Consider the following 26025-nt stretch of genomic DNA (forward strand, 5'->3'; position numbering starts at 1 on the left):
CATTCAGGCCTTCTTCGCCTTCTCCCAATACTCATTGAACTTGCCCTCGAAGAGGGCCTTGACGCGGAAGTCCTTTATCCAGATCTGGGTCTCGTAGTTGAAGTACCTGGCAGCCATGTCCTCAAGGGCGAAGAAGACCTCGTCGTCGCAGATGAGCATCGGAAGCTCGAGCTTGTCGATGACCTTGAGCTCGAGCTTTCCGGCCTTGTAGTAGTCCATTATCTTAGAAGTTCCAAGCCTGTGATAGACGTTTTCGGTGACGATTATCTTAGCCTTGGCGCCGTTGTCTATGGCCTTTATGATGTCGCTCTCGAGGTTGATGGCTATGTAGCCATCATCGGCAAGGAGTATCTGCTCCCTAACTTCCTCGAACATCTCCTTGGTCTTGAGGGTGGCGTTCCTTATGCCCCTGACGACCCATATCCTCTCGACGCCGTACTTCGGAATCTCCGTCTCGATGAGCGGGTTCATGAGCTCGAGGAGCTCTTCCTTGGCCTTCTTCTTGGCTTCGAGCTCTTCCTTAACACGCTCCTGCCACTCCTCGATGAACTTCTCGAGGATGTTCTCCGGGTGAACTGGCCTGTACTTATTGACCTTGCCCGGCTGGCTTATGGCGAAGCCCTTCTTCTCAAGGCTCCTGAGTACATCGTAGGTTCTCGGAGCCGGAACTTCAGAGACGCTGGCGAGCTCCGCTGGGGTTAGTACTCCGAACCCAACTAATGCAACGTATGCCCTGGCCTCGTAGAGGTTCAACTCAAAGTGCTCCTGAAGGAGCTCTACCATCCTGTCCTTAACCATTTTTACCACCACCACATTTTCTATGTTTTTATGTAGGTTTAACCACATATAAATTTTTTCCACGGCTCATTAGTGTCTTAAGTTATGTCTCGAAGATTATTCGGCAATGACTTCGCCGGATATTACGGCCGTTGCATCTACATGCAAACCTATTACTACAGAGAGATTTTAAAATTTTTGGTCTTACTGAAAAGCAAAATTATAGTGAAAGATAGCGTACTAAATGAAACAATATTAAGGAAAAATGAAACGGAATGTAAGTTATTTGGATGATTTACAATAATCCGTACAGACATTAGCTCTCCAAAAAACTTACAAACCATCAAGTGCTGATACCACATTATCGAATACCATACAAACACAGAGTCAGGGCATAAACACCAAAAGTCCAGAAGATAAATTTTAGAAGTTTAAAAGATTTTAAAAAAGCTCGCGTCAAGCGCGCCATCTATCTAGATCGCAGGTTTCATTTCAGATATTCCTGTATCTCACTGTAAAGCTGCCTAAGCACCGTTTGGTAGTCAACTTTATTTTCTTCTATTTGATCCATTATCTCCTCAAGTTCACGGGTCTTTTCCTCGCTGACCAGTTCTTTGTACTTGCTGATGAGGTAGTGGTAAACCTTAATGCCCTGTTCCGTCGGCACGAGCTTCTTCCGCCCGCGGGTCTCGATGACATAGTAACGCTGGAGGAGCGTCTTAACTATCTTGGCATAGGTAGAGGGCCTGCCTATCTTCTTTTCTTTCATTAACGCAATGAGGTCACCCTGGGTGTATAGCTGGACCTTCGGTGCCTTCCACTTCTTGCTCTCAACCACCTTGAGCTTCTGTCCTTTCTCAAGCTTTGGCAGCTCCCTGAGGGGCAGCTTCCTTATGCGGGCCCATCCATCGTAAAGTATATCCACGTAGCCCTCCACTTCAGCCTTCCCAACGCTGGCATCGATGGTGGCCTTTTCATAGAGAACCTTCGCGGCTTTCATCTGGCTGGTCATGAAGCGCTTGAATATCATATCGTAAAGCCTGTAGTGATTCCTCGTGAGGTTCTTGGGAAGAGTAATAACGCCATCACGGATAAGCTGCATTAACCTGCCCGTGTCTATCGGCCTCGTCGGCCTTATGGCCTCGTGGGTTCCCTCCTCACCCCAAGGCCTCGGCTTGAAGTACTCCTCTCCGATTTCCTGAGTTATGTATTCCTTGGCAACCTCTATTCCAGTGCTGCTGACGTGTGTCGAGTCGGTACGGTGGTAGGTGATTAAACCCAGCTCGAACAGGTCCTGAGCCAAGCGCATCGTCTCTGGAGCCGAAAGCTTGAGAAAGGTTGATGCATCGCGCAGCATCGCATCGGTGGTGTAGGGTGGGGATGGGTTTATCTCGCGCTCTTCGATGCTAACATCTTCAACGACGATCTCCTCGGGGGGCTTGACTTCTTTGCCGTCTTTGCCGACCTCGAGTGTTACGCTTAGGCCGTTCTCGAGGGTTAAACCGAGGAAGTAAGTCTCGCTCTCCGTGAACTCCTTATACCTCTCTATGACCCAGCCAAGGACGGGCGTCTGAACCCTTCCAGCTGAGAGGTTCCTGTTTTCAAACACGCGCTGGAGCTCTTGACTGAGTTCGAAGCCTATCCACCTGTCCTCTATCCTCCTCACGAGCTGGGCATTCACGCGGCCCTCGTTGATGTCGCGCGCCTCCTCGATGGCCCTCAGTATTGCAGGTCTCGTGACCTCGTGGAACTCTATGCGCCTGATGTTCGGGGTGTAAGGTGAGAGGACGTTCCTTATGTCCCAAGCTATCTTCTCACCCTCGGTGTCGGGGTCCGTCGCTATGAGTATCTCGTCAACCTCCTGTGCTATCTCGCGCATGGCCTTGACGTTTTCGAGCGCATCGCGGACATTGGTCGAGCCGCAGCGCGGACAGATACCTTTCTCCTCCCAATCCACGAACTGATGGCCGCAGTCGCGGCAGCGCTTGATGGTGTCGTAAACTGGGATGAACTTCAGCATTCCATCATTCTGCTCGACGAGGACGCCGTGGTAGCCTTCGTTGGTCACAAGGTCGAACATATGTCCGCCGCTCGCCAAAATCGTCAGCATCCTGTTGCCTATGCTCACTTCATAAGCGACGAGGTCGCCTATCCTCCTCTTGCTCGGCTGGCCGAAGAAGTTGGCTATGGTTCTTGCCTTGTTCGGGCTCTCGACTATCATCAAAGCGGATTTAACGAGATCCTTGACTTTGGCGCTTATCTTGCCCGCCATCACGAGCCTTACCTTCTCCCTGTCCTCATCGATCTGACGGAGTATCTCCTCGAGGTTCAGCTCTTCGAAGGGCACCATCTTGAACTCGGTGAAGCGCCAGCGCATCTGTCTAACTAAACCGTTGAAGACCTTCTCGTTGTCCACTATCAGGACGCTTAGTCCCTTGGTTATTCCTCCCGCGAAGAGCCTGCTCGTCCTTCCCGTTGCTTGTATGTACGTCCTCACGTCTGGAATCTCGATGTACCACTTTCCGCCCTCTTCCTTTAGGCTGATGAAGGGATCCTCGGCGAGCTTTCTCAGAACCTCCCCGTCCTTGAGAACCCTCCTGAGAAACTCCACGACCTGTCTGAAAACGTCAAGGACGTGGTTCTGGAAGCCACCCTCAATCGGCAGCCCCTCTGCCAGCGCCTCCTCGATTTTTAGGAGTTCAAACTGGGGGATGTTTCTGATGAGCCTCCTCAGCCTTGCGTGAAGCTTTTCCGCCTCCTTCCTCTGCTCGTCGCTCAGGAAGTCCATAATCTCGCTCATCAAACCAAGGGCGCGGTAGATGGTCGGCCTCTCGAGGTCTATGGAAAACCTGAACTTTGGAACGCCCGTAAAGATCGCATAACGGATGAGGTGGGGTAAATCGAGACCCCTGACAAGAGAGCCGTAGTAGGTGGCCGAGCCGATCAAGTAGTCAGCCTCGCCGTTTTCAAACCTCTCAATTGCCTTTTTGTTCCTGGACGAAACGAGCTCAACGCGGAAGCCCTTTTCCTTGAGATAATTCGCCAGTTCTTCGGCATATGCCAGCCCCTGATCGATGGGGGTGAAGATTATGCCGCCCCTACCGAGCCTCGCGAGGAGCTCCTCCACGTGCTCCTTGATGTCTTTGCTCGGCTTCAGATAGCTGTCCACGACGTTCCTCAACGCGGAACGTCCACTCCCCACCTCGAAGCCAAGCAGCTCGCGGTAGAGCTTTATCCTGTCCCCCCTCGCGCTCCCAGTGGCCGAGGCGATGATCATTATGCCGACGTTGTTTCTGACCTTGAACTCCTCTATCTCGCGCTGGAGCTTCTCTATCTCCTCGTTAAGCTCCTTGAGCCTCTCGTCCCTGTCTTCGGCGCGGCCGTTTAGATAGCGCGCCATGCTCTTCTTCAGCCTTATTATCTCCCACGCCTTCTGGATTATTTCTTCCGTGAAGCCGAGAAGGAGAAGCGAACGGTCTATGTTCTTTGAGGCCTTGAGGAAGGCATCCACATCGTCAACAAAGATGAAGTCGAAGTGCCTGCCCTTCAGAACCTCGTCGAACTTCCGAGCGAGCCACTGGGCGCTGGTGACCAGGATATCGTAGTCCTCGTTCTGAATCCTGGTGACCATCTCTTCCTTTTCCTTCTTCCTGAGATTGCCGTGGTAGTATGCGAGGTTAACCTTAATGCCGGCTTTCTCTGCTATCTTCTCGATTTTCTTAACTGTCTGGATTACCAGCGGAGTCGTTGGGACGACGATATAGCTCTTCTTGCCTTTGGTTGCATGCCAAACTGCCATAAAGGCTCCAAAGGTGCTCTTGCCCATTCCCGTCGGGGCTATGATTGAGAAGCTCCTTCCCCTGACCAGCCGCTTGACCCACGTCCTCTGGGCGCTCCAGAAGGTGAAGCCAGTAGCTTTTTCGAAGAACTCCTCTATCTCGCGCGTTTGGCTTTCAAGCTGGTAGAGCTCCTCCCAGGCCTTGAGTGTGCCACGCAGCTTAAGCGCATTTCTCACAGCAGTTATAAGCTCCAAATAAGAATTAGCGTGAACAGCTTCGGGGAGGCACTCATCGCAGGGATTCTTACTGCACAGTCTCTCATCGGAGATTCTACCGACGCAGTTTGGGCACATCTCCCGATAAACGGCCTTCATTTTCCCACCCTCTAAGTTCCTATTTGGTGTTTCAGGAATTTATAAGGCTTTTTTTAGAGCCTCGTCTTAAGCTCCCTCAGTTCATCCTCAAGCTTTAGGGCCAGCTCGTAATCGCTGAAGACGTGTTTGTATTCGTCAAGAATCTCCTCGAGGACGTGAAGCACTTCAACCCTTTTCGTGATTTCGGCAAGCCTCAGCACCCTTCTGAAGAGCCTCGCCACCTCGCTGCCGCTCTCATCGGTGCTCATCGCAAAGCGGAGCTCCTTGAGGGTAACATCCAGCGCCAGCTCCGGAACGCTCGCCAGCATCTCCAATACCACGGCCTCAGGATACAGCAGAGCATAGTCTTCCAGGGCCTCGAAGTAGAAGCCGTTTTCGTGGGCCTTTATCACGGCGGCAACGTGTTTGCAGTCTCCACCCAGGGGGCAGGTGCACCTGTTCTCACCGGTGGAGAGGTCAAGCTCGACATAGTATGGATACGTCCCAAGAACCTTGGAGAAGAGTTTGTCCTTATACTTAACAACCCAGAGAACCTTACCGGCCTTATAGTAGCGCTCCCCTTTTTTGAGAGTCCTCTCGTCCATGCTGACCACTTGTTTTAGTAACTGACCGGAGGGTTTTAAGCCTTTCGACCGCAACCGTTTTATCACAGCAGGGATAATAGTTAATGGTGATAACGTATGGATGTCTTCGAACTCGCGCGCAGGTATCACGATGAGCTTGACATAAAGGAGCCGAGCATGGCCGCGATGGCGGCGAAGCTGTTCGACGAGCTCGGGCTGAAGATGGTGGAGTTCCTCAAGGAGGAAGGCTACGCCCTCGTTGGGACGAGGTTTATAGACTACGACAAGGGCCTCGTGCTGGACGTGACAAAAGGTGAAAATAGGTTCGAGATAACGCTGAGGAAGTCTTAATCACCAGCGGCTCTCGTAGTCGAAAACTATCTCCTTCTTTTCTCCGGGTTTCAGAGTGACCTTGAACTCGACGTAGTTGACGGTCTCATTGATAGGGTCAATGCTCGAGCTCAGCAGCTTGCCCCATTTGTAGTGCCTCACTATGACCGTCTTCGTCTCCTCGCCGAAGTTCTCAACCGTTACTTTTACCTTGTAGTAGGCGTATCCATCGCCGTGCTCCTCCTCAAGGATAACCGTGCTCCCCTTGAGGTCGTAGTCCCTTCCTATGCCTATCCTGAGGGTCTCGTCCTTGGGCGTGTGCTCTATCCAGCGTTCCCCTATAAGGAGAGTTCCGTCCTCGGTTTCCCTGTAAATCTCGACAACCCCTGCTGGAAGAACCTGCTCCGTCTTGAACGAGATTGACTCATAGACCGCCCCGTCGCCGTAGGGATAACTCTCGTAGAGATACTCACGCTCGAAGGGAACCTCGAAGCTTATGTACGGAAAGGCCATCTTGCTCGACGGGTTCAGGTCGACTATACCGAGCTTGTACAAGTAGAAGGCCTCGATCTTCTGGGGCTCACTCAGCTCCACGACTCCCTCTTCAGCTTTTGCATAGATAACCCCCGGCTGTGGGAAGGCTTTCTGATAAAGCTGGACATCACCGGCAACGAGGAGAACCTTCGCACCCTCAAAGGTCTGAGCGGTGGGGTTGTCTATCACGATGTAGCCGTAGAGTTTGGCGGTATCTTCGATGTAGAGCTTGTAGCGGGAAGACCAGCTCATGTTGGAAACGCGGTAGATGACGTCGAAGCTGTATCTGCCGGCATTATCGGCCTGGATGGATGCGTAAACGCTCGAAGCACCCTCGAGGTTCTTGGCTTTAAAGTAAACCACCTCGTCCGGGTTGATGATGTAGTATGCATCGCCCTGGATAGCAAGCTTGCCGTCCTTGATGCCAAGGAACTTTCCGGTAACGGTATCGCCGCTCCTCAGCTTCACCTCGACCTCGCTCCCGACGTTGGCGCTGTAAATGTCACCAGTAGAACCTCGACTGAAGATTCCGAGGACTCTCGCCCCGTCGTCGAGCGGTCTTATCGTGACCTCAGCTATATCCAAACCCGCCAACTCGTCGAGGGAAACGCTGTTTATTCCTCCCTCGAGTTCCACCTCGATCGTCTTCTCAATTACCCCGATCTTAACGGAGTTGTACAGAACGACCGTGGTGTTGCTATCTACAGCCTTCTCTCCCTGGAAAGAAAAAACCGCCAGAATCAGAATCAGCACAGCCCCAAGTCCGACGAGCATTTTTCTCTTCATCATAAATCACCCAGTATCTTTTTCGGCGGCATAGTATTTATACCCCGTCATTGCTTCAAACGAGACTGAAACGGAAGGTTGGCAAATGGAAACCCTTTTAACTCTCCCAGGAGATTCACAACTGTCAAGCTGATGGGGTGATTGATATGGACAGGATTGAGAAGGCTAGGGCAATCATTGAGAAGGCCAAGGCCGAAAACAGGCCGCTCGTCGAACCGGAGGCCAAGGAGATACTCAAGCTCTACGGCGTCCCGGTTCCGGACTTCAAGGTCGCCACCAACGAGGAGGAGGCCGTTCAGTTCGCAAGGGAAATCGGCTACCCGGTCGTTATGAAGATTGTTTCTCCGCAAATCATCCACAAGAGCGACGCGGGTGGAGTTAAGGTCAACATCAAGAACGACGAGGAGGCCAGACAGGCCTTCAGAACCATCATGGAGAACGCCAAGAACTACAAGCCGGATGCGGACCTCTGGGGTGTCATCGTCTACAAGATGCTCCCGCTCGGCAAGGAGGTCATCGTCGGAATGATCCGCGACCCGCAGTTCGGTCCAGCCATCATGTTCGGTCTCGGTGGAATCTTCGTCGAGATTCTCAAGGACGTTTCCTTCCGCGTTGCCCCGATAACCAAGGAAGAGGCCCTTGACATGATAAAGGAGATAAAGGCCTATCCGATTCTCGCTGGAGCCCGCGGTGAGAAGCCGGTGAACATCGAGGCCCTCGCTGACATAATCGTCAAGGTCGGCGAGCTGGCTCTGGAGCTTCCGGAGATCAAGGAGCTCGACATCAACCCGATCTTCGCCTACGAGGACAGCGCGGTTGCCGTTGACGCGAGGATGCTTCTCTGATGTCCTCTTTTTCTTGGTTCTCTTTTACTCAGACCTCAATTGACCCAATCCGAATTTGAATTTCTTCTTCCGTACGCGCTCCAGTAGAAAAGGTTATAAACACGAACCCGTTACCATGTGTGTTTACATCCGAGCTACCATGAACAAGAAAGTTGGTGATGTCCACGTGAGGTTTGCAATAAGACTCCTTCCGAAGAATGAACCATTTAAGATACCCTTCAACCACCAGCACAAGCTCCAGGGACTTGTCTACCGAAGGATTCAGAGCGTCAATCCAAACCTCAGCCTAAGCCTCCACAATCCAAAGGTCCCGAAGCTCTTCACGTATTCCCTCTTCATGGCCGAGAAGAGAGAGTTGGCGGAGGACAAAAGCCATCTGCTCGGCTACAGACGGGGCTTCTTCTACTTCTCGACGCCCATCGCCGAGATTGCTGAAGCCTTCATCGGCGGCCTGCTCCAGAAACCTGAGGTAGAGCTCTGGGGCGAGAAGTTCACGGTTGAGGAAGTCCAAGCTCTCGCTGAGCCACAAAAACTGAGCGGGAGGAAGTTCGTGACCCTCTCACCGATAGCCGTGACGACGAAGAGGGTTCAGTTCGGAAAGCCGAGGAGCTATGACCTTGGCCCCAACGAGCCGGAGTTCTACGAGCGAATCAAAGAGAATCTGCGCGAGAAGTATGCCCGCATTCACGGCGACAGGCCACCGGAAGAGTTCGAGATGAAGGTCCTCAACGCCAAGCCCAAGCGCTTCGAGGTCAAGCCAGGCATCTTCCAGATCGCGTGGCATCTCGTCTTCAGGGCCTACGGCGACGATGAACTGCTGAGGGTTGGCTACCAAGCTGGTTTCGGGGAGAAGAACTCGATCGGGTTTGGGATGGTGAAAGTTGATGGGAGGGGAAGAACTTAGGTTCACTGGAAACTGGTTCATTGACGCAGGCATTTTGGGATTCGTGAATTTGATGGAGGAAGTTTACGGCTGGGACTTGAATGAGCTCCAGAGGCGCATCAAAGAGGAGCCGGAAAAAGTTTACTATGGGTATTTTCCTCTGGCGTATCTGTTTCATCACTCAGTTTATCACAAGTACATTAAGAACGTTCAAGACTTGAAATCCCAGATATCCGACATTGGGAAGAAGCTTCGAGATGTCGAGAACTCTCTCAAGACCTTAAACGACGAGCTCTCAAAAAGCCCAAGAAAAATGGAAAAGAAGCTGAGAAAGCAAATTGAGAAAAGTGAGAAAAAGGCAAATGAGCTGAGAACAAAGGTGGAGGAACTTTCCAAGAAAATAGACCAGGAGAGACATTTCCTTGAAAAAGAACAGAAAAATCTCCAGGAGGTTTCAAAAGATCTTGTTGAAGAACTTCTCAACGATGAAGAGAACAATTTTGAAAACGCACAAGAACGCCTTTTTCAGACAATTGGTCACTACGAGCTCCAGATACCTAAGGATCACAGGAATTTCTTCCTGTACAATCCCAAAAAGAAGCCAATAATGGCCTTCCAGTACCTTTACTGGCTTCTCAAGATGAATTACGATCGGCTGAAGGAAATTAAGAAAGGAAAACTACCGACGTACGAAAAGATTCCTGACTCAACGATAAACCCCTTCCTCTATTCCCCTGTTGAATTCCCAAACGTGAGCTACACGAAGCCTTTAACTGTCGAGCAGATAACAAAAATGCTCCCTGCAGGAATGCCGGCCTATGCTATTTTCCTGTCCTTTTTCAACGCTTTCCAGTGGATCCCCGGAAGCTACGTAATGATTTACACTCCAGAACTCCAAAGCTGCTACGCGATAAACAAGAGGCTGAAAGTTCACATTCAAAGTTCCAATGGCAAGGCAATGCTCTTCAGACTAACATGGTCTGCAATAATAGACGAAATCGTGGAAACCAAGGCAAGGTTTTCTCTTGAGAATCTATACATCATTGAATTTGAAAACATCGAAAACCAGAAGCTCAAGGGCGTCGAATACGTAGGTATCCCCAAGCTCCACGCCTCAATAATCCTAGACAACGAGATTAGGGATGCGATAAACACCTCAATACCAACTGGCGATTCAAACGTCTGGCTCCTCGGTGAGTTTATAAAGCAGAAAACGCTCTATCCGCTGATTTCAAAGCACGTGTGGAATGCCGTGAAGGACAATGGTTTCCTCAACTGGAAGGCAAGCTTCTATGCTCTCGCTATTGACGCAAAGTTAAGGAAAGAAGGAACTTCCAGGACCCTATTTGACAAGGCCTTCTTCGATCGTCCAAAGCGGGCGGCAGTTGAGGCGAAGGACTTCTACAGAGATATGGTTCATGTTGCCGCGGTACTCAAAGAGCTCTCACAGGAAATTAACGGAAAGAATATAATTCATCCACTCTTCTCAGCGCTAAGAAGGCACAACAGAAATGCCTTTGTCAATATCCTGCTCAAAGCACTCCTCCAAGCCAAAAGCAAAGACAAAGTTGCAACGGTTAACAACTACCTCTTCAGGCGCGTTCTGAACAACGATGAATCTTGGGAGGATTTCGCTCTCGTCCTGATTATTGGTCTCGCCGGAGGCGGTGGTGATGTCGGTTCAGAGGGAAAAGTTGTGGAAGATTAAAAAGCTGAGCGGAGAAGTTCTTGGCAAGGCCGGCTCGAACAACTACCAGCAGAAGCTCGTGTTTGACCTACTCAATGCAGTCAAGGCAAACGACCAGAACGAGTTTCTCTGGATTCTGCTCAGAGCTATCAACGCCCACTCCAAGGACAACCCTAACGCTAAAAAACTTGCTTCCGCGCTTATGGAAGTCTTTCCTTCTTCCGAGGCAGAATTTGAGAAAGTTGCCTACTCTGTTATACTTGGCATAATGGCTGGAGGTGGTGGTTAATGAGCAGGTTCCTCGTTATGGACGTCGTCTTTTATGGTAGCTCCCTCAACTACGACCAAGGGAGCGGGAATTACCAGGAACTCAAGAAGATAACCCGCTGGGATGGAAGGCAGTACACGCTCGTGAGCAGGTATGCGCTGAGGTATAGCTTACTCGAAACTGGCAGAAAACTCGGCCTCTGGGAAGTGGCTGAGGGAGAAAAGCTTCACCGCGCGGGAAGTGGTGATAACACTGTGATACAGCCCGCAACGGACCTGCTTCTCACAGGAGAGATACTCCTCTATCCAGAGTTCGACCTCTTTGGATACTTGATAACTTCAACGACACCCCAGAACTTCAGAAGTGCCCCTGCAAAGTTAAGCCACGCGGTTTCAATGACGCCCTTTAACTACGACGCGCTCTTCAACGCGAACCTTGGCATGGCCAACAGGATGAGGAAAGTTTACGGCGAGATGAAGCCAAACCCGTTCACGGCCGAGGAACACGAGACATTCTACCTCTACTCGCTCGTCGTTGACCTTGACGAGGTCGGAACAGTTGATGTTTTCGTAACCCTCGGAAGCGAGGTCACCCTGGGCAGGGACGAGGAGAGAAAGGAAGTCAAGATGAAAATCGAGGACATAGTAGTCAACGATGGTAAGGTCAGGTTCATCCTCAAAAAGGGGAAGGAGACGAGAGAACTCGTCCAGAGTGAGAAGGTAAAGCTTGAAAGCTTCGAGAACGTTAACAACAAACTCGTCCACATAAGGTATTCCCTGCTCCCCGAAGAAAAGAAAGAGCGCATGGAGAAGCTCATCGAGGGTATACTCAATCTAAAGCGCTCCATTAAGGGCAGGGAGGAAGATCTTAGACCGAGACTTCTTGTTCTTGGAATTTATAAGGACACCCCCTACCAGACGTTTAAGGACAGAATCCAGCTCCTAGACGAATACAGCGAAGAGGAATACGACGAAATCGAGGAACGCGAGGAGAATGGGAAGAAGGTCATCAGGATAAGGCACGTCGTCTCCAAGAGCAGGAAGCCAATGTTCCAGATAGTGGGTCTTCCAAAGGACATCAATGTAGCTGAACTCAATGAGTCTAGGGTTCTGTCGGCGATTGAAAAGCTCCTCCAAGACGGAGAAAAGCTCTCAGAGGTGAAGGTTTTCAAAGACCCGAGCATAGAAGTAAAGCTCAAGTGATGGCCATGGCCGAGAAAACGCTGTTCATAGAGCTATTCCAGCCCTTCGCTCAGTATCGCAACCCCTTTACCTTTTATTATGCCCAGACTTACCCGTTGCCACCAAAGTCAACGATAATCGGCATGCTCCAAAACGCTCTTAACGACTGGTATGGTCTTGAGCGCGGCATTGAAACCTGGTGGGATCTAAAGGTCAGCGTTCACGGCGGCTTTGAGAGCGTTTTCTGGAACTACCAGCAGCTGATAAAGGCGACAAAAACGGGAATATCGCTCGTCCGCTTCAGGGGAAAACCCACACTGTGGAACCAAAACCTCCCCCTCTACGGCTTCCCCGTAACCTCTCAGAGAAGTCCCGTTTTGCAGCAGGAGCTCTTCAACGGCTGGATTTACCTCCTTCTAAAGGGAGAAGAGAGCTTACTGAACGAGATAAAAGAAGCCCTTAAGCAGCCAAGGAAGGTGCTGTCCCTCGGCAGGAGCGAGGACGTTGTCTTCGTGAGGAGGGTGGAGTTCACTGAAGGGACAGAAAAAACAGCGAGAGAAGTTGCGATTAGGTATCCAACCTACGTTGCTGCATCCATTGAAATGCTGAGGAAAAAGGAGTATCCAACGTACGCTATTCCCGTAAAGGTCATCTTCAAGAACGATGGAAAGCCCGTGAGGCACAAGGCAGAGATAAACACCAATACATTCAGAGACGTTGAGTTCAAATCTGTAATCTACGTTGGTGCCTGGACGTTCCTGAAGTTCAAAGAGAAAGTAAGGCTTGAGGAGTATTCAATCGAAGGAAAGACACTCAAGGTTGTTACCGATGGGAGTGCGAGCGGGTGGTTGTGATGTCTCAGGTTACAATAGACGAGTTTCTCAAGAGAGAAAATAAAAATCTGGAAGAAAACGCTACCACTAAGCTGTTCCGTCTTCTCAAGGCAAAAAGTGGCGATAAAGATGCTCTCTTGATTGACCATGTGAACACCGCATTGAGAAGATGTGCCGAGCTGTATAAATTCATTGAACGCCTTGGAAGTGCGATAACCTATGAACCTCTCAGAGATCCAGAAAAAAGGAACGTGCTCTTCAAAGGGCTCGCAAAGGCAATAATCCTCCATGACCTCGGCAAGATAAACCTTGACTTCCAAAGGAGACTCTACGGAAAAGAGTTTCCAGAAGAACTTAAGGAACTTCTCGAGGGAAGTGGAAACATAAAAGCTCGACATGAGATTCTCTCCATTCTTTGGAGTGCAGGGCTTCTTGGGGACATAGATGAGGAAGCAAAGATAAGGGCGGCAGTTCTTATCCATCACTATAACGAGTTCTTCTCAGATGACAAAGAGTTCTCGCACATAGTCGAACTTTACCCTGAGGACGTTGAGAAGTATCTTGACTTTTTGACATCGAAGCGTAAAGAGCTTGAGAGATTTTTGCAGGACTACCTCACAGCCATAAAGCAGCAATTTGACGAAGACTTCATCCAGGAGGCAGTAGCTGAGATAAAACCCGATTTCTCTCGCATAGAGGCACTAAAGGAGAAAGTGGAAACGTGGGATGATGACCTTTCAGAGAGCGTTCCAATCTACAATCCTGAGGGACTTGACGTTGACTTCCTCGTTTTCCTCGGCATGCTTAGGAGATGCGACTATTCTGCGAGCGGGGACTTTCCTATTGAGACCGTGCTCGACATTTCAAAGGTCTTTGAGGACGTTGAGGAGAGAATCAGGGAAAGAATTGAGAAGAAGCTGAGGAAGACAGGGCTCACTCTCGAAGAACTCTGGCAGAAGAAGCTGCTCAATAGAAAGGATTCGGACTACCTCGTCGTCGTTGCACCCACAGGATCTGGAAAGACTGAACTTGGCGTTCTCTGGGCAAAGAGCAGAGGCAAGCTCGTTTACACGCTCCCGCTCAGGGTTGCACTCAACGACCTCTACAAGAGGCTTTCAGAGGAGTACTTTGACGACGAATCTGTGGGCTTGCTTCACTCGACGGCATTCATGGAATACGTCGAAGGTGCCGGAAACGACATCGAGGTTGAGAAGAAGGTGAACTCCGCTGGGCTTTTGGCAATGCCTGTGATGCTCTCGACGCCCGATCAGGTGTTTCTGACTTCCCTAAATTACTACGGCTCCGATAAGGTTGTCTCAGTTTATCCTGAATCAGCCATAGTCGTGGACGAGGTTCAAACTTACACCCCAGAAATGGCGGCGGTCTTTCTGAAGACACTTCAACTCATAAAAGAAGCTAAGGGAAAAGTGCTTGTAATTACCGCGACGCTGCCACCACACATAGGACATTTTCTCGAAAAAGAGGGCTTTGAAATCGTCGATGTCCTTGAAGAGGCGAGAAAACACGGGCTTAACGTCAAGAATCTCCATCTGAAAAGGCATTGCGTCAAACTCGTTGAGGGGAGTCTCTTCCGCTACTCCAAAGAGGGTGTTAGCTTTGATGGTTTTCAGGAGGTTCTTTTGGCTATCAAGGATTTTGAAGAACATGAGTTTAGAAGCGTCCTGATAGTACTTAACAACGTCAAAAAGGCAGTAGAAGCCTACAGGGAGCTCTCTGAGAAACTGAACGGGTGGAGTGTGCACCTTCTCCACTCCCGCCTGCCGGAGAAGAGGAAGTCCGAAGTAATTCTCGAACTCAAATCGAGGCTCAATGCCGGAGAAAGGGTCATCCTAGTGGCAACTCAAGTCGTTGAGGCATCGGTGGACTTGGACTTTGATGCCATGATAACCGAAATCTCGCCGATAGACAGCCAGGTGCAGAGATGGGGGAGGGTTTACAGAAATAGGGATACTGACTATGCCGTAAACTCACCCAATATCATTGTATTCTCTGGCGTTGATAGAGGGACAAGTGCAGTTTACGGCCAGGGAATCGGCAGAGAAGTCTTACAAAAAACCGCGAAGATCATCAAATCGCTCGAAGGAAAAACCATTGACTACGAAGCCGAGAGGAACGCGATAAACGAGGTCTACAGTGGAGGAATCCTTGAAGAGTATACAAGGCAGATTAAAGAGCTCCTTAGAAAGCTCGACTACTTTACACTTGAAAAGAAGACTGAGGCTCAGAGGGTCTTCCGTCAGATAGGTGGCATTTACTTTGTAATTCCGCAACTGATGGTATGGTACGGCAAAAAATACGGCGATGAAACTGCAAAGGTTTTTGGTGAGGTTCTCTCCGAATCTCGCAACTGGAGCAAGAGTTGGGCAGAGATTCGAGATCTTATTTCAAAAGAACTCAACGGCCAAAAACCTAACAAATGGGAACTCAGGAAACTCCTTCAAGAGTTCTCCGTGAGTGTCCCGGTGTGGACAGTACTCAAAGACGCTCACCTTTTGAACGCCATTAAAGGCAGAAGCTTCAAAGGGTTCCCGGTTCTCAGAAATCTGGATGAAAGACAACTCGAAATCCTCTGGGAACGTGGAATAGACGCGGCTTTCGGAGAGGACATGGATGCTGAGGACATTTTGTAAGCCTGTTTTTACACCTTTTTGTGTAGCAAAAATTACACCAAAAACAGACTCATCAAAAAGTGTAGCAGGCGTTACACCCGTGGGTTTAGTTCTTTGGAGGCCGTCCTATGCCCTCTGAATATCCTCACGACGAACTTCTCATCCGCGGCACCGAGATAAACTATCTCTTCATCTGCCCTACCAAGCTCTGGTACTTCGCTAAGGGCATCACGATGGAGCAGGAGAGCGAGTGGGTTGACCTCGGTAAATTCCTCCACGAACGGCGCTATGGCAGCGAGGAGAAGGAAGTTCAGATTGGGAGCATAAAGATAGACTTCATCCGCAGGGGCGACATCATAGAGGTTCACGAGGTCAAAAAGAGCAAATCCATGGAGAAGGCTCACGAGATGCAAGCGCTGTACTACCTTTACTACCTCAAGCAACACGGCATCAAAGCGAAGGCGGTTCTCCACTATCCGCAACTCAAGGAGATTAATGAGATAACGCTCGACAGCCGCGAGGAGGAAGTCGAGGGGGCAATCAGGGAAGTTGAGAGGATAAAGTCACTTCCGAGACCTCCAGAGCGAGTGAAGACCAAGAAGTGCAAGAAGTGCGCGTATTATGAGCTGTGCTGGGTTTGAGGTGGTATTTATGAGAAAGCGCTCTATCACCATACTTTCGGACGGAACGCTTTTCCGCAGGGAGAACACCCTTTACTTCGAGAACAAAGAGGGGAGAAAGCCCCTCGCAGTGGAGGGCATTTATGACATCTACATCTACGGCCACGTGACAATAACCTCCCAGGCTTTGCATTTCCTCGCTCAGAAAGGGATAGCTGTTCACTTCTTCAACCACTACGGCCACTATGACGGCAGCTTTTATCCAAGAGAGAGCCTGCACTCTGGTGAGCTGGTGATACGGCAGGCGGAGCATTACCTCGACAGAGAAAAGAGGCTTAAGTTAGCCAAGCTCTTTGTCATCGGAGGAGCAAAAAACATGGAGCGCAACTTAAAGCGCTGGAAGGTTGAGGCGAACTTCTCGGATCTCCTCGATGAGCTTGGGGATGCGAAAAAGATAACCGAAATAATGAACATTGAGGCGAGGATAAGGCAGGAGTACCATGCCCTCTGGGACGAGCATCTGCCCGATGGCTTCAAGATAGTCAAGCGCACGAGGAGGCCGCCTCAGAACGAGATGAACGCGCTGATAAGCTTCCTCAACTCCAGGCTTTACGCCACCATAGTGAGCGAGCTCTATAACACCCAGCTCGTCCCAACGGTGAGCTACCTCCACGAGCCGAGCGAGAGGCGCTTTTCCTTGGCTCTTGACTTAAGCGAGATTTTCAAGCCGATACTTGTGGACAGGATAGCCAACCGACTCGTGAAGCAGGGGATCGTCAAAAAGGGGCACTTCAGGGAGGATCTCAACGGCATCCTGCTCACCAAGAACGGAATGAAGAAGGTAATCGAGGTCTACAACAAGGAAATTAGAACGAGTGTGAAGCACCCAAAGCTGAAGAAGAACGTAACGAAGCAGCGCTTGATCAGGCTTGAGGCGTATAAGCTGATAAGACACCTTGTAGGAGTTGCTGAGTATGAGCCGCTTGTGGCGTGGTTTTAGAGAATGTCCTCCAGCGGGTTCTTCTCCACTCCAAGGCTTTCCCTTTTCGGCTTTGAGCGGAGCTTGTAGATGATCACAGAATCTTCATCCTCATCAATGAGGTCTTTAATGCCTGCCTTTATGCGTTCGAACTCGGCCAGGGTTACCTCGCCCTCAAAGACGCTGTTCTGAACCCAGTGAAGATACTGGCGGAGGAACTTTTTGACCTTGTTCACCCTCTCAACGGCCACATCGTAGACGATTACCACGTACATGGGCCCACCTTAAACAGTACGGCCTTTTCCCTTTTAGGGGTTTCGAAGGATTTTCGATGCAGCCTCAAGAGGAAGAGATTCTCGAGTAGGGGCCTTTAAGCGACGTTCACGGGAAACAGGATTCTAAAAACCCGTTGGAAGTCATTGATAGTTTTTTGTGTTTTATGACCTGACGTTACATAATGCCAAAATAAATGTAACGAAATTTTTTCGAAAACTGCGAATGGGAGAGTTCAATTGGGTTTTAAACCTCTTTCCAGACCAAATCCGACCATTTTCGTGATCCGGCTTCTCACACGCTCTTATTCAAAATTAATCGTCTTGGACCGCTTTGGAAGGCTCATGTACATTAGGGCCTATTTAGAAATCCAAAGGTAGGAATTGCGGCATCTTCCAAATCAAGCCAATTGAACGCGCCCTACACGGCCGCGGCGGACTTAGCTACTACCCCTCTGCCAAAAGACTTATAATATTCAAGACCTCTTAGAATTTTTAGGGGCAAAAGAAGGAGAAAACCGCCCTGTTGCAATAAGACTCTAGGAGAATTGAAACATTGGCGATTGATGAAGCGCATTTATTTGAAAAAGCGGTTGCAATAAGACTCTAGGAGAATTGAAACCAGTTATGGTGACGTTTGGCGTCTGTATTGAAATTTGTTGCAATAAGACTCTAGGAGAATTGAAACGTCTCTTGTGCAGGCTGAGTAGGGTTCACGGGAGCGAAGTTGCAATAAGACTCTAGGAGAATTGAAACTTACTTCACTTAAGTAATCACGCTGGAGTTGCAGCGTTGCAATAAGACTCTAGGAGAATTGAAACGGTTTATATTGAACTTCCCCGGGACCTTCCGGACGGGTTGCAATAAGACTCTAGGAGAATTGAAACTTTGGCGAGGGGTAAGGAGGGCAGCTACATCCTCAGTGTTGCAATAAGACTCTAGGAGAATTGAAACCAAGGATCGTCACGTCAAGGTTGCCCTCTTCATCCGTGTTGCAATAAGACTCTAGGAGAATTGAAACTAGCCTGAGCCCTCAACTACTGAAACCTGGAGAGTAGTTGCAATAAGACTCTAGGAGAATTGAAACACTGGTTGAATGTCGTAATAGTATTCGATGAGGACAGTTGCAATAAGACTCTAGGAGAATTGAAACTAGAGATGCAATGACGATGGTGAACAAGCTGATAGACGTTGCAATAAGACTCTAGGAGAATTGAAACTGTGGAATCCGAACTTTCTGGCCTCGGTGAGGATTGGTTGCAATAAGACTCTAGGAGAATTGAAACTGCTGTACTTGGCAGAAATCTTTGCGAAGATGGTGGGGGTTGCAATAAGACTCTAGGAGAATTGAAACTCATAAGTTCGTCTTTGGGGAGCTCGGTGGTCAGCCAGGTTGCAATAAGACTCTAGGAGAATTGAAACTACCGTGCAGAGACCTGTACCTGTTTGTGATTTTTCTGTTGCAATAAGACTCTAGGAGAATTGAAACGTTCCTTTTGCAGAATGCATCGTGTCGAGAATTATCGTTGCAATAAGACTCTAGGAGAATTGAAACCCGGTAGATGCGGGCTATCTCCCGCAGTTCGCGGCGGTTGCAATAAGACTCTAGGAGAATTGAAACTCAAGTGTCATTCTCGACGAGTTCAGGCTTTACTCAAAGTTGCAATAAGACTCTAGGAGAATTGAAACCTTATCCCTTGCAGGTGGAGTGGACAGGCCCCGCCCGTTGCAATAAGACTCTAGGAGAATTGAAACACATGGTGCGGGGTTTTATTATCAGCGGAAGCAAGTTGTGTTGCAATAAGACTCTAGGAGAATTGAAACGGGTTTAAATCCGGACTCGGGCGCCGCCACTTGACAGTTGCAATAAGACTCTAGGAGAATTGAAACGGGTCACTTTTTACCACCCCGACCGAGCAGTAGTCCAAGTTGCAATAAGACTCTAGGAGAATTGAAACTTTCGCTAAAGTAGGTTTTGACCCTCGGGTTCATCTCCGTTGCAATAAGACTCTAGGAGAATTGAAACCCGCGGCCTCGTCTGCATCTCCGCCGCCGCCGTGGCGTTGCAATAAGACTCTAGGAGAATTGAAACAAAAATGCCTTCGCCGTTTGGGAAGTTCAAGATTATGGTTGCAATAAGACTCTAGGAGAATTGAAACAAGGAGGAAGTTCCGGTTAGAGCTGGAAGGAGGGCGGTTGCAATAAGACTCTAGGAGAATTGAAACGAACTTCAGTGACTATGTGCGGGAACTGATACGCCAAGTTGCAATAAGACTCTAGGAGAATTGAAACCCTGCGAGCTGTGAGGTGAAGGGTCCTTTTTGAGTGGGTTGCAATAAGACTCTAGGAGAATTGAAACTCCTCAAACCACAGCTTGAAGCCGGCGAGCTCCAAAGTGTTGCAATAAGACTCTAGGAGAATTGAAACATAGTTACTCACAACCCAGAGACCCTGAACGGAATAGCGTTGCAATAAGACTCTAGGAGAATTGAAACGGCGAGGGGTTTCAAGTGTTTGTACTGGGGCATGGGTGTTGCAATAAGACTCTAGGAGAATTGAAACTGTATTTTCCTACCCAAACAAGCTCGTCTTTTCCTCCGTTGCAATAAGACTCTAGGAGAATTGAAACCCGCGATGATAAACTCCCCAAGCACCAGACCCGCGTGTTGCAATAAGACTCTAGGAGAATTGAAACTTGAGGTAGTTGGGTGTCTTTATCTCATAGCTGAATGAGTTGCAATAAGACTCTAGGAGAATTGAAACCACTTATGAGATCGAGGGCCTAAACACTCTTAAGGTTGCAATAAGACTCTAGGAGAATTGAAACGGGCCTGGTCCTTAGCCTCGACCATTCCCGTCACCTGTTGCAATAAGACTCTAGGAGAATTGAAACTTACTAATACGTCGTTGGCATGACTTACGGTTATTCCAGGTTGCAATAAGACTCCGGGAAAATTCTGGGCAGGGATTAATTACATAATTCTGCAATCCTTCAACAATCTAATTGTGTAAAAGATGGGCCTGGAGGGAAATCGCAGCAAGCTAGCATCAAGTGAAAAGCACTATGGAAAGCTCACAGAAACAGAAAAGGGTAAAAAGCCCCTCACTCGAGGGCGGCCAAAAGCTTCTCGAGGAACATCTTCTCCGGGTAAGCTCCCTCGAACTGAACCTTGTCCTCGCCGTCCACCTGGATGACGATCTTCGGGACGGCCATGACGCTGTACTGGTCGGCCCACTCCGGATACTCGATGGCCTCAACCATGTCGCCCTTTATCTTGCCCTTGCCGGCGTTGGTGTTCTCGATGGCGAACTTGTGGGCCATCCTGACCGCGAGCGGGCAGTACGGGCAGGTCGGGGTGACGAAGACGAGTATCCTGACGTCCCTGTCGACCTTGGCAAGCTCCTCCTTCGTATCGGGCATGAGGTCGGTCCGGGCGTTGCTGACATCGACGATGTCCTCAAGGAAGGCACCGAACTCGTGGCCGGCCGGAAGGCCAAAGAACCTGACGCCCATGTCCTTGCCGTCCTGGGTTATGGTAATAGCCGGGGCGCGGTCGATGCCGTACTGCTCGGCGAGCTTCCTGCCCTCCTCGCTGTCGAAGTCGTAGAACTCGTAGCTGAGCTTGTCGCTGAGCTCCGAGAGTTCCTGGACGAGCTGCTTCAGCTGGTCACAGTACTGGCAGTGATCCTTGCCGATGAATCCGATAATCTTGACTGGGTTCGTCATCTTGGAGAAGAACTCCTCCCTGATGACCTTCTTATCTCCATCGCTAATCAATCCCATTCTCAGCACCTCCATAGCTAAAGGTTTATAACGCTTTGAGCACAATACCTGGTGGAGTTTAATCTCCAGGTTTGCAACCTAAGGTTGAATGTTCACTATATAAGCTTTGCGTCACAGATTTGGGTGGTGTGGGTCATGACTGAACCGGATATCTTTTACATATTGGGGAACAAGGTGAGGCGCGATCTGCTCAGTCACCTCACCTGTACCGAATGTTACTTTAGCTTTCTCAGCAGTAAAGTCAGCGTCTCTTCGACGGCTGTTGCCAAACACCTTAAAATAATGGAACGCGAAGGCATTCTCAAGTCTTATGAAAGGGAAGGGCCGTTCATTGGTCCCGCTAGAAAGTACTACGACATAGCCATCTCCAGAACTTACGTTACCACTGTAACTCCCAACCTCTTCTGGTACAAAGGGCTCGATCTCGGAACACCTTCGATCGATAAGGTGGAGATAGACCTCACCCGTATACCTCCCGAGCACGAGAGTCTCCCAGGCATGGTTGATTCGTTCCTCGAGCTCAGGAAAGAGCTTGAAAAGGTTCTTAAAGCCCTCCAGGCGATTGAGAGCAGAAGGGACAAACTGATGAAGGAGATAAAGGAGCGCTACCTCAAAGAGATAGGCGACATGACCCAGCTCGCTATTCTGCACTACCTGCTCCTCAACGATGAAGCGACCGTTGAGGAGCTGAGCGACAGGCTGAACCTCAAGGAGAGGGAAGTCATCGTCAAGGCCCAAGAACTGGACAGATTCATACCGTTAAGGATAAAAGACGGGATCATCAAACTCGATGAGGAAAAGCTGAAACAAAAGCTCGGCGGTGGAGAAGATGCCGGAGAAGATTAGAATCGTTGTGAACGAAGACAGGTGCTACCTCTGCGGCGGATGTGCTGGCGTTTGTCCGGCGCTGGCCATAAAGGTCAGTTCAACGAAGTGGGAGTTCTTCCAGGAGAAGTGCATATCCTGCCGCATATGCATCAACGCCTGTCCCGTTGGAGCCCTAACCGCTGAACCCCTGGGGGTGTCCGAATGACCGAGATGAAGTACGATGTAGTAGTTGTCGGCGCAGGAATCGCCGGCCCAATCGTCGCGAGAAACGTTGCTAAAGCCGGCTTTTCCGTTCTGCTCATCGATAAGAAGTCCGCGATAGGCACTCCAAAGCAGTGCGCCGAGGGAATAAGCAAGACGGTCTTTGAGAAGTACGACATACCCTACGACAGGCGCTTCATCAACCGCGAAATTTACGGTGCCAAACTCTACTCCCCAAGCGGCTACGAACTCGAGCTCAGATACAAGGAAGTCAGCGGTGTAATCCTCGAGAGGAAGGTCTTCGACAAGATGCTTGCTTATTACGCCGCCAAAGCTGGGGCCGACGTTCTGGCCAGAACCGAGGCAATGGACGTCATAAGGAAGGACGGAAAGATAGCGGGAATAAAGGCCAAGCACGAGGACGAGCCCGTTGAGATTTACGCCGATATAATCGTTGCTGCCGATGGCGTTGAGAGCATGGTCGCCAGGTGGGCGGGCATAAACACCTACGCTCCACCACACGAGTTCGACTCAAGCTATGAGTACGAGATGCTCATCGAAGGCTTTGACCCCGACCTAATCCACCTCTGGTTCGGCAACGAGATAGCTCCCCGTGGTTACGTCTGGGTCTTCCCCAAGGATGAGGACAGGGCTAACGTCGGAATAGGTATAAACTCCGACAATCCCCAGACGGCCAAGTACTACCTCGACAAGTGGCTCAAGGAGAATAATATCCCCGCCAAAAAGCTCCTGGAGGTAAACGTCGGCGTCGTTCCGGTTGGCGGCTTCGTCAAAGAGCTCGCCAAGGACAACGTCGTCGTTGTAGGCGATGCCGCCAGGCAGGTCAACCCGATGCACGGTGGCGGAATGGCAGAGGCCATGGAAGCTGGCACGATAGCAGCCAAGTGGATAGTGAAGGCACTCGAGGAGGAAAACCTGGAGCTGCTCAAGAACTACACGACTGAGTGGTGGGAGACCGACGGAAAGAGGCTTGAGAGGGTTCTGAAGGTCAGGCGCGTCACTGAAAAACTCACCGATGAGGATCTCGACCTCTTCATCCAGCTGCTCAGTGGTGCGGATGCCGAAAAGATAGCGGGCGGAGACTACGTCGAGGTCATCAAGGCCCTCCTCAAGCACCCCAAGGTGCTCATGAGCAAGAGGAGGCTGAGCCTCCTGAAGGAGCTTCTCTGATCACTTCTTTTCCTTCTTGTATCTCCAATCCTTGCAGTTCATGTCGAGGCAGATTTCGTATTCCCTTCCCTTCTCGCGGATTTTGACCACTGGAGCACCGTTGCAGCAGGTCTTGTTCGTGGGTATTATCTCGCCGCGCTGAAGGAGGGGGTAGGTAACGTTGCACTTCGGCCAGTTGGAGCAGCCAACGAAGCGCTTTCCAGTCTTCCTGTTGTATCTGACGACCAGATCGCCGCCGCACTTGGGGCACTTGCCAACTACAAGGGGCTTTTTCTCTTCTTTTTCCACTGCCTTCTTGGCTTCCCTCCCCTCGGCCTCACTAAGCTCCTTCACGGCCCCAGAGCGCTTGGTGCTTTCTTTGCCTGTGATCACTCCCGTTCCAGTGGTCTCAAGCAGGGCCTTCCCTATGTCCATCTCCTTCTCTCTGAACTCCTGGAGGATTTTGACGAGCTGCTCCTTGCTATCCTCAATGACCTCATCCTTCCTGGCCTTGCCGGCCATTATCTCCTCCATCTTCTCCTCAAAGGCCCTCGTCAGCTCGACGCTGACTATGTCAGGAACGTTCCGCTCCAAGGCCTCGACGACGCGCATGCCAAGAGGGGTGACCTTTATCTTCTTCTTACCCTCGATGTAGCCCCTCGCGTAGAGCGTTTCAAGTATCTGGGCGCGCGTGGCTTTCGTTCCTATGCCCAGATCCTCCATCCTCTTGATTACGGCTGCGGGAGAATATCTCGCCGGAGGCTTCGTTTTCTTCTTCTCGCGCTTTATCTGGATGACCTTAACAGGCTCGCCCTCCTTAAAGGCGGGCAGGATGACCTCGTCGAACTTGACATACTTCCCATAAACCTTGAGCCAGCCCTCCTTTACGGTCCTCGCACCGCTCAGGATGAAGCGGTGGTTGTTGGAGTTGATGATGACCTTCATCGTCTCCCTTACGGCCGGTTCCATAAAGAGGGCCAGAAAACGCCTGACTACCAGATCATAGATGTTCTGCTCGTCCTTCGTCAGCTCACCAGGCTTTGGAAGTTCGCCCGTCGGATAGATGGCTGGGTGAGCCGGGTCATCCTTTTTTCCTTCGACGGGCTTGAGGCTCTCCTTCCCGAGGAGCTCGTGGGCGAAGGGTTTGTACTCCGGGAGCTTGGCTATGTTCTGGATAATCGAGCGGAAGTTGAGGTTCTTGGGGAGCTTTTGTGAGGAGGTACGGGGGTACGATTGTAAACCTTTCTCATAAAGCTTCTGCGCAATCTCTAAAGTTTTCTTAGGAGAGTAGCCGAAGGCAGAATAGGCCTCCCTCTGGAGAGTTCCGAGGTCAAAGGGAACTGGCGGGTGTCTCTTCTGCTGTCTCACCTCGACCTTTTCCACGAAAGCAGGCCCCTTTTTGGCCTCCTCGACTATGCGCTTCGCCTCATCTTCGTCGAGGATGCGCTCCTTTTCGTATGTTGCAGTGTATTTCTCCCCGTTCTTCTCGAGGAGCATTTTTATGACCCAGTAAGGGGTGGGCTTGAAGTTCTGGATTTCCTTCTCCCTATCGACGAGGAACTTGAGCGTAGGGCCCTGAACGCGGCCCGTCGAAAGAACCATCCACTTGCCGCTCGCGCGCTTTATGGCCGAAGTTAAGGCACGCGATAGGTTCACGCCCCAGTACCAATCTAAAACATGCCTCGCTATTCCAGCATCGGCCATACCGAAGTTTATCGTCGGCTCGAGGTTGTACCAGGCCTTGAGGAGGTCTTTCTTCGTCAACGCCGAGAACTTCATGCGCTTAGCCTTAGAGGGATCAACACCGCAGGCGTACTTAAGGGCAGTATAGCCTATAACCTCTCCCTCGGTGTCGTAGTCGCAAGCTACAATAAACTCGTCCGCCTGCTTGGCGAGCTTCGCTAGGGCCTTTATGTAGTCTTTCGCATAGCTCTTCCCCTTCTCGGCCACGTAAACAGGCACCCACTCTATGTCAAAGACTGGATAGCCGTAGGTCTTCTGCTTTGGGGCGAGCGAGAAGAGGTGGCCGACTGCCGGGGCGACGATTACCTTCTTCCCATCCCGGGTGAACTCGTAGTAGGCCACCTTCCCTATGGTCTTCCGGATCGGCTTACCCTCTGCCAAAGCGTAGGCGATCTTCCTGGCGACGTTCGGCTTCTCGGCGATGATGAGCGTGACCATGGCGACACCTTAAAGGCCTAGGCAGGGGCAGTATAAAAACCTTACATAGCAACCTTTGCTAGTGCAAAGCTCGACCAAAGTAAGATACCGTGAAAATGGCCAGTTTTGGAGTGCATTCCTCATGAAGGAGCTTTCTTAGTTAGGAATTCACCCTAAACTTAGCACTACAATTTGAGTTCACTTTCCTTTTAACGCCCGTAGGGCGTCGTGTTGAAGTGAAACACTGTAAAATGGTCTTTTACTCGTAGAAACCACTTAGAGAACTGGAAGTTCAAAAGGGCATACGAACTTTGATCAAACTTTTGCTTGGCAAAAGTTTGTTTTCTGGTGGGGCCGCCGGGATTTGAACCCGGGTCACGGGCTCCCAAAGCCCGCAGGATAGACCAAGCTACCCCACGGCCCCCTGCCCAGAATAGGTTTCAAGAAGTTTTGGAGCCCCGGGCGGGGTTTGAACCCGCGACCTGCCGCTTACCAAGCGGCCGCTCCACCAGGCTGAGCCACCGGGGCACCGATGATACGA

Annotated in this window: 20 protein-coding genes, 2 tRNA genes and 1 CRISPR repeat array; of the genes, 13 read left to right on the forward strand and 9 right to left on the reverse strand. The window is 50.4% G+C overall.

The features are described from left to right. Positions 1 to 3: 3 nt before the first annotated feature. The 3 genes from trmBL2 to E3E23_RS02665 form a co-directional block, all read right to left on the reverse strand. Positions 4 to 798 carry an HTH-type transcriptional regulator TrmBL2 gene (trmBL2, locus tag E3E23_RS02655; RefSeq protein ID WP_167906631.1) on the reverse strand — a complete coding sequence of 265 codons (795 nt, stop codon included), beginning with the start codon at positions 796 to 798 and terminating at the stop codon, positions 4 to 6. Between the two features lie 466 nt (positions 799 to 1264). Beyond that, positions 1265 to 4930, reverse strand: coding sequence for a reverse gyrase (rgy, locus tag E3E23_RS02660; protein WP_167906150.1), 3666 nt, complete (start codon positions 4928 to 4930; stop codon positions 1265 to 1267). A gap of 53 nt (positions 4931 to 4983) precedes the next feature. Next, positions 4984 to 5514, reverse strand: a complete 531-nt coding sequence (locus tag E3E23_RS02665) for an SWIM zinc finger domain-containing protein (protein WP_167906633.1) — start codon at positions 5512 to 5514, stop codon at positions 4984 to 4986. A 96-nt stretch (positions 5515 to 5610) separates the two neighbouring features. Between E3E23_RS02665 and E3E23_RS02670 the strand changes: the two genes are divergently transcribed. Further along, positions 5611 to 5844, forward strand: coding sequence for a hypothetical protein (locus tag E3E23_RS02670; protein WP_167906151.1), 234 nt, complete (start codon positions 5611 to 5613; stop codon positions 5842 to 5844). On the opposite strand, the gene E3E23_RS02675 is transcribed toward E3E23_RS02670, so the two are convergent. Continuing rightward, positions 5845 to 7143: a DUF4139 domain-containing protein gene (locus tag E3E23_RS02675; protein WP_167906152.1), complete on the reverse strand. Its 1299-nt coding sequence runs from the start codon at positions 7141 to 7143 to the stop codon at positions 5845 to 5847. 146 nt (positions 7144 to 7289) lie between these two features. Between E3E23_RS02675 and E3E23_RS02680 the strand changes: the two genes are divergently transcribed. The 9 genes from E3E23_RS02680 (at position 7290) to cas1b (ending at position 17090) form a co-directional block, all read left to right on the forward strand. Continuing rightward, entirely contained in the window at positions 7290 to 7988 is a 699-nt protein-coding gene (locus tag E3E23_RS02680) for an acetate--CoA ligase family protein (protein WP_167906153.1), read from the forward strand. 115 nt (positions 7989 to 8103) lie between these two features. Further along, positions 8104 to 8892: a CRISPR-associated endoribonuclease Cas6 gene (gene cas6, locus E3E23_RS02685; protein ID WP_240920722.1), complete on the forward strand. Its 789-nt coding sequence runs from the start codon at positions 8104 to 8106 to the stop codon at positions 8890 to 8892. Further along, positions 8873 to 10579: a hypothetical protein gene (locus tag E3E23_RS02690; RefSeq protein ID WP_167906154.1), complete on the forward strand. Its 1707-nt coding sequence runs from the start codon at positions 8873 to 8875 to the stop codon at positions 10577 to 10579. Before cas6 ends, E3E23_RS02690 begins: the two co-directional genes overlap by 20 nt. Beyond that, on the forward strand, positions 10545 to 10847 hold the full coding sequence (locus E3E23_RS02695; protein WP_167906155.1) for a hypothetical protein: 303 nt from the start codon (positions 10545 to 10547) through the stop codon (positions 10845 to 10847). Before E3E23_RS02690 ends, E3E23_RS02695 begins: the two co-directional genes overlap by 35 nt. Continuing rightward, on the forward strand, positions 10847 to 12028 hold the full coding sequence (gene cas7i, locus E3E23_RS02700) for a type I-B CRISPR-associated protein Cas7/Cst2/DevR (protein ID WP_167906156.1): 1182 nt from the start codon (positions 10847 to 10849) through the stop codon (positions 12026 to 12028). Before E3E23_RS02695 ends, cas7i begins: the two co-directional genes overlap by 1 nt. Next, the gene (gene cas5b, locus E3E23_RS02705) at positions 12028 to 12861 is read left to right on the forward strand and encodes a type I-B CRISPR-associated protein Cas5b (protein WP_167906157.1); all 834 of its coding nucleotides are present in this window, start codon (positions 12028 to 12030) and stop codon (positions 12859 to 12861) included. The genes cas7i and cas5b overlap by 1 nt, the downstream gene beginning before the upstream one ends. Then, on the forward strand, positions 12861 to 15491 hold the full coding sequence (cas3, locus tag E3E23_RS02710; RefSeq protein WP_167906158.1) for a CRISPR-associated helicase Cas3': 2631 nt from the start codon (positions 12861 to 12863) through the stop codon (positions 15489 to 15491). The genes cas5b and cas3 overlap by 1 nt, the downstream gene beginning before the upstream one ends. 107 nt (positions 15492 to 15598) lie before the next feature. Beyond that, on the forward strand, positions 15599 to 16111 hold the full coding sequence (gene cas4, locus E3E23_RS02715; RefSeq protein WP_167906159.1) for a CRISPR-associated protein Cas4: 513 nt from the start codon (positions 15599 to 15601) through the stop codon (positions 16109 to 16111). A 10-nt stretch (positions 16112 to 16121) separates the two neighbouring features. Continuing rightward, positions 16122 to 17090, forward strand: coding sequence for a type I-B CRISPR-associated endonuclease Cas1b (cas1b, locus tag E3E23_RS02720; protein ID WP_167906161.1), 969 nt, complete (start codon positions 16122 to 16124; stop codon positions 17088 to 17090). Here the strand turns inward: cas1b and cas2 are convergent. Together cas2 and E3E23_RS02730 are read right to left on the reverse strand one after the other, a co-directional pair. Further along, positions 17087 to 17344, reverse strand: a complete 258-nt coding sequence (gene cas2 / locus E3E23_RS02725) for a CRISPR-associated endonuclease Cas2 (RefSeq protein ID WP_167906162.1) — start codon at positions 17342 to 17344, stop codon at positions 17087 to 17089. The genes cas1b and cas2 overlap by 4 nt on opposite strands. Positions 17345 to 17866: 522 nt before the next feature. Beyond that, a CRISPR array of direct repeats spans positions 17867 to 20303; the repeat unit is 30 nt; unit sequence GTTGCAATAAGACTCTAGGAGAATTGAAAC. 141 nt (positions 20304 to 20444) lie between these two features. Then, positions 20445 to 21125 carry a thioredoxin family protein gene (locus E3E23_RS02730; RefSeq protein WP_167906637.1) on the reverse strand — a complete coding sequence of 227 codons (681 nt, stop codon included), beginning with the start codon at positions 21123 to 21125 and terminating at the stop codon, positions 20445 to 20447. A gap of 135 nt (positions 21126 to 21260) precedes the next feature. On the opposite strand from E3E23_RS02730, the gene E3E23_RS02735 reads away from it, so the two are divergent. The 3 genes from E3E23_RS02735 to E3E23_RS02745 are packed head-to-tail and all read left to right on the forward strand — an operon-like array spanning position 21261 to position 23345. Next, positions 21261 to 21971: a transcriptional regulator gene (locus E3E23_RS02735; RefSeq protein ID WP_167906163.1), complete on the forward strand. Its 711-nt coding sequence runs from the start codon at positions 21261 to 21263 to the stop codon at positions 21969 to 21971. Next, on the forward strand, positions 21955 to 22158 hold the full coding sequence (locus E3E23_RS02740) for a DUF362 domain-containing protein (protein ID WP_167906164.1): 204 nt from the start codon (positions 21955 to 21957) through the stop codon (positions 22156 to 22158). Before E3E23_RS02735 ends, E3E23_RS02740 begins: the two co-directional genes overlap by 17 nt. A gap of 5 nt (positions 22159 to 22163) precedes the next feature. Continuing rightward, positions 22164 to 23345, forward strand: a complete 1182-nt coding sequence (locus tag E3E23_RS02745) for a geranylgeranyl reductase family protein (RefSeq protein WP_371807519.1) — start codon at positions 22164 to 22166, stop codon at positions 23343 to 23345. Here the strand turns inward: E3E23_RS02745 and topA are convergent, their stop codons facing one another. From topA to E3E23_RS02760, 3 genes are all read right to left on the reverse strand, one after another. Then, entirely contained in the window at positions 23346 to 25505 is a 2160-nt protein-coding gene (topA, locus tag E3E23_RS02750; RefSeq protein ID WP_167906166.1) for a DNA topoisomerase I, read from the reverse strand. It abuts the gene before it with no gap. Between the two features lie 325 nt (positions 25506 to 25830). Beyond that, positions 25831 to 25908 (reverse strand) — tRNA-Pro (locus tag E3E23_RS02755). 27 nt (positions 25909 to 25935) lie between these two features. Beyond that, positions 25936 to 26012: transfer RNA gene (locus E3E23_RS02760), tRNA-Thr, on the reverse strand. Between the last annotated feature and the right edge of the window lie 13 nt (positions 26013 to 26025).

The organism is Thermococcus sp. CX2 (assembly GCF_012027555.1).
Lineage (GTDB): Archaea > Methanobacteriota_B > Thermococci > Thermococcales > Thermococcaceae > Thermococcus.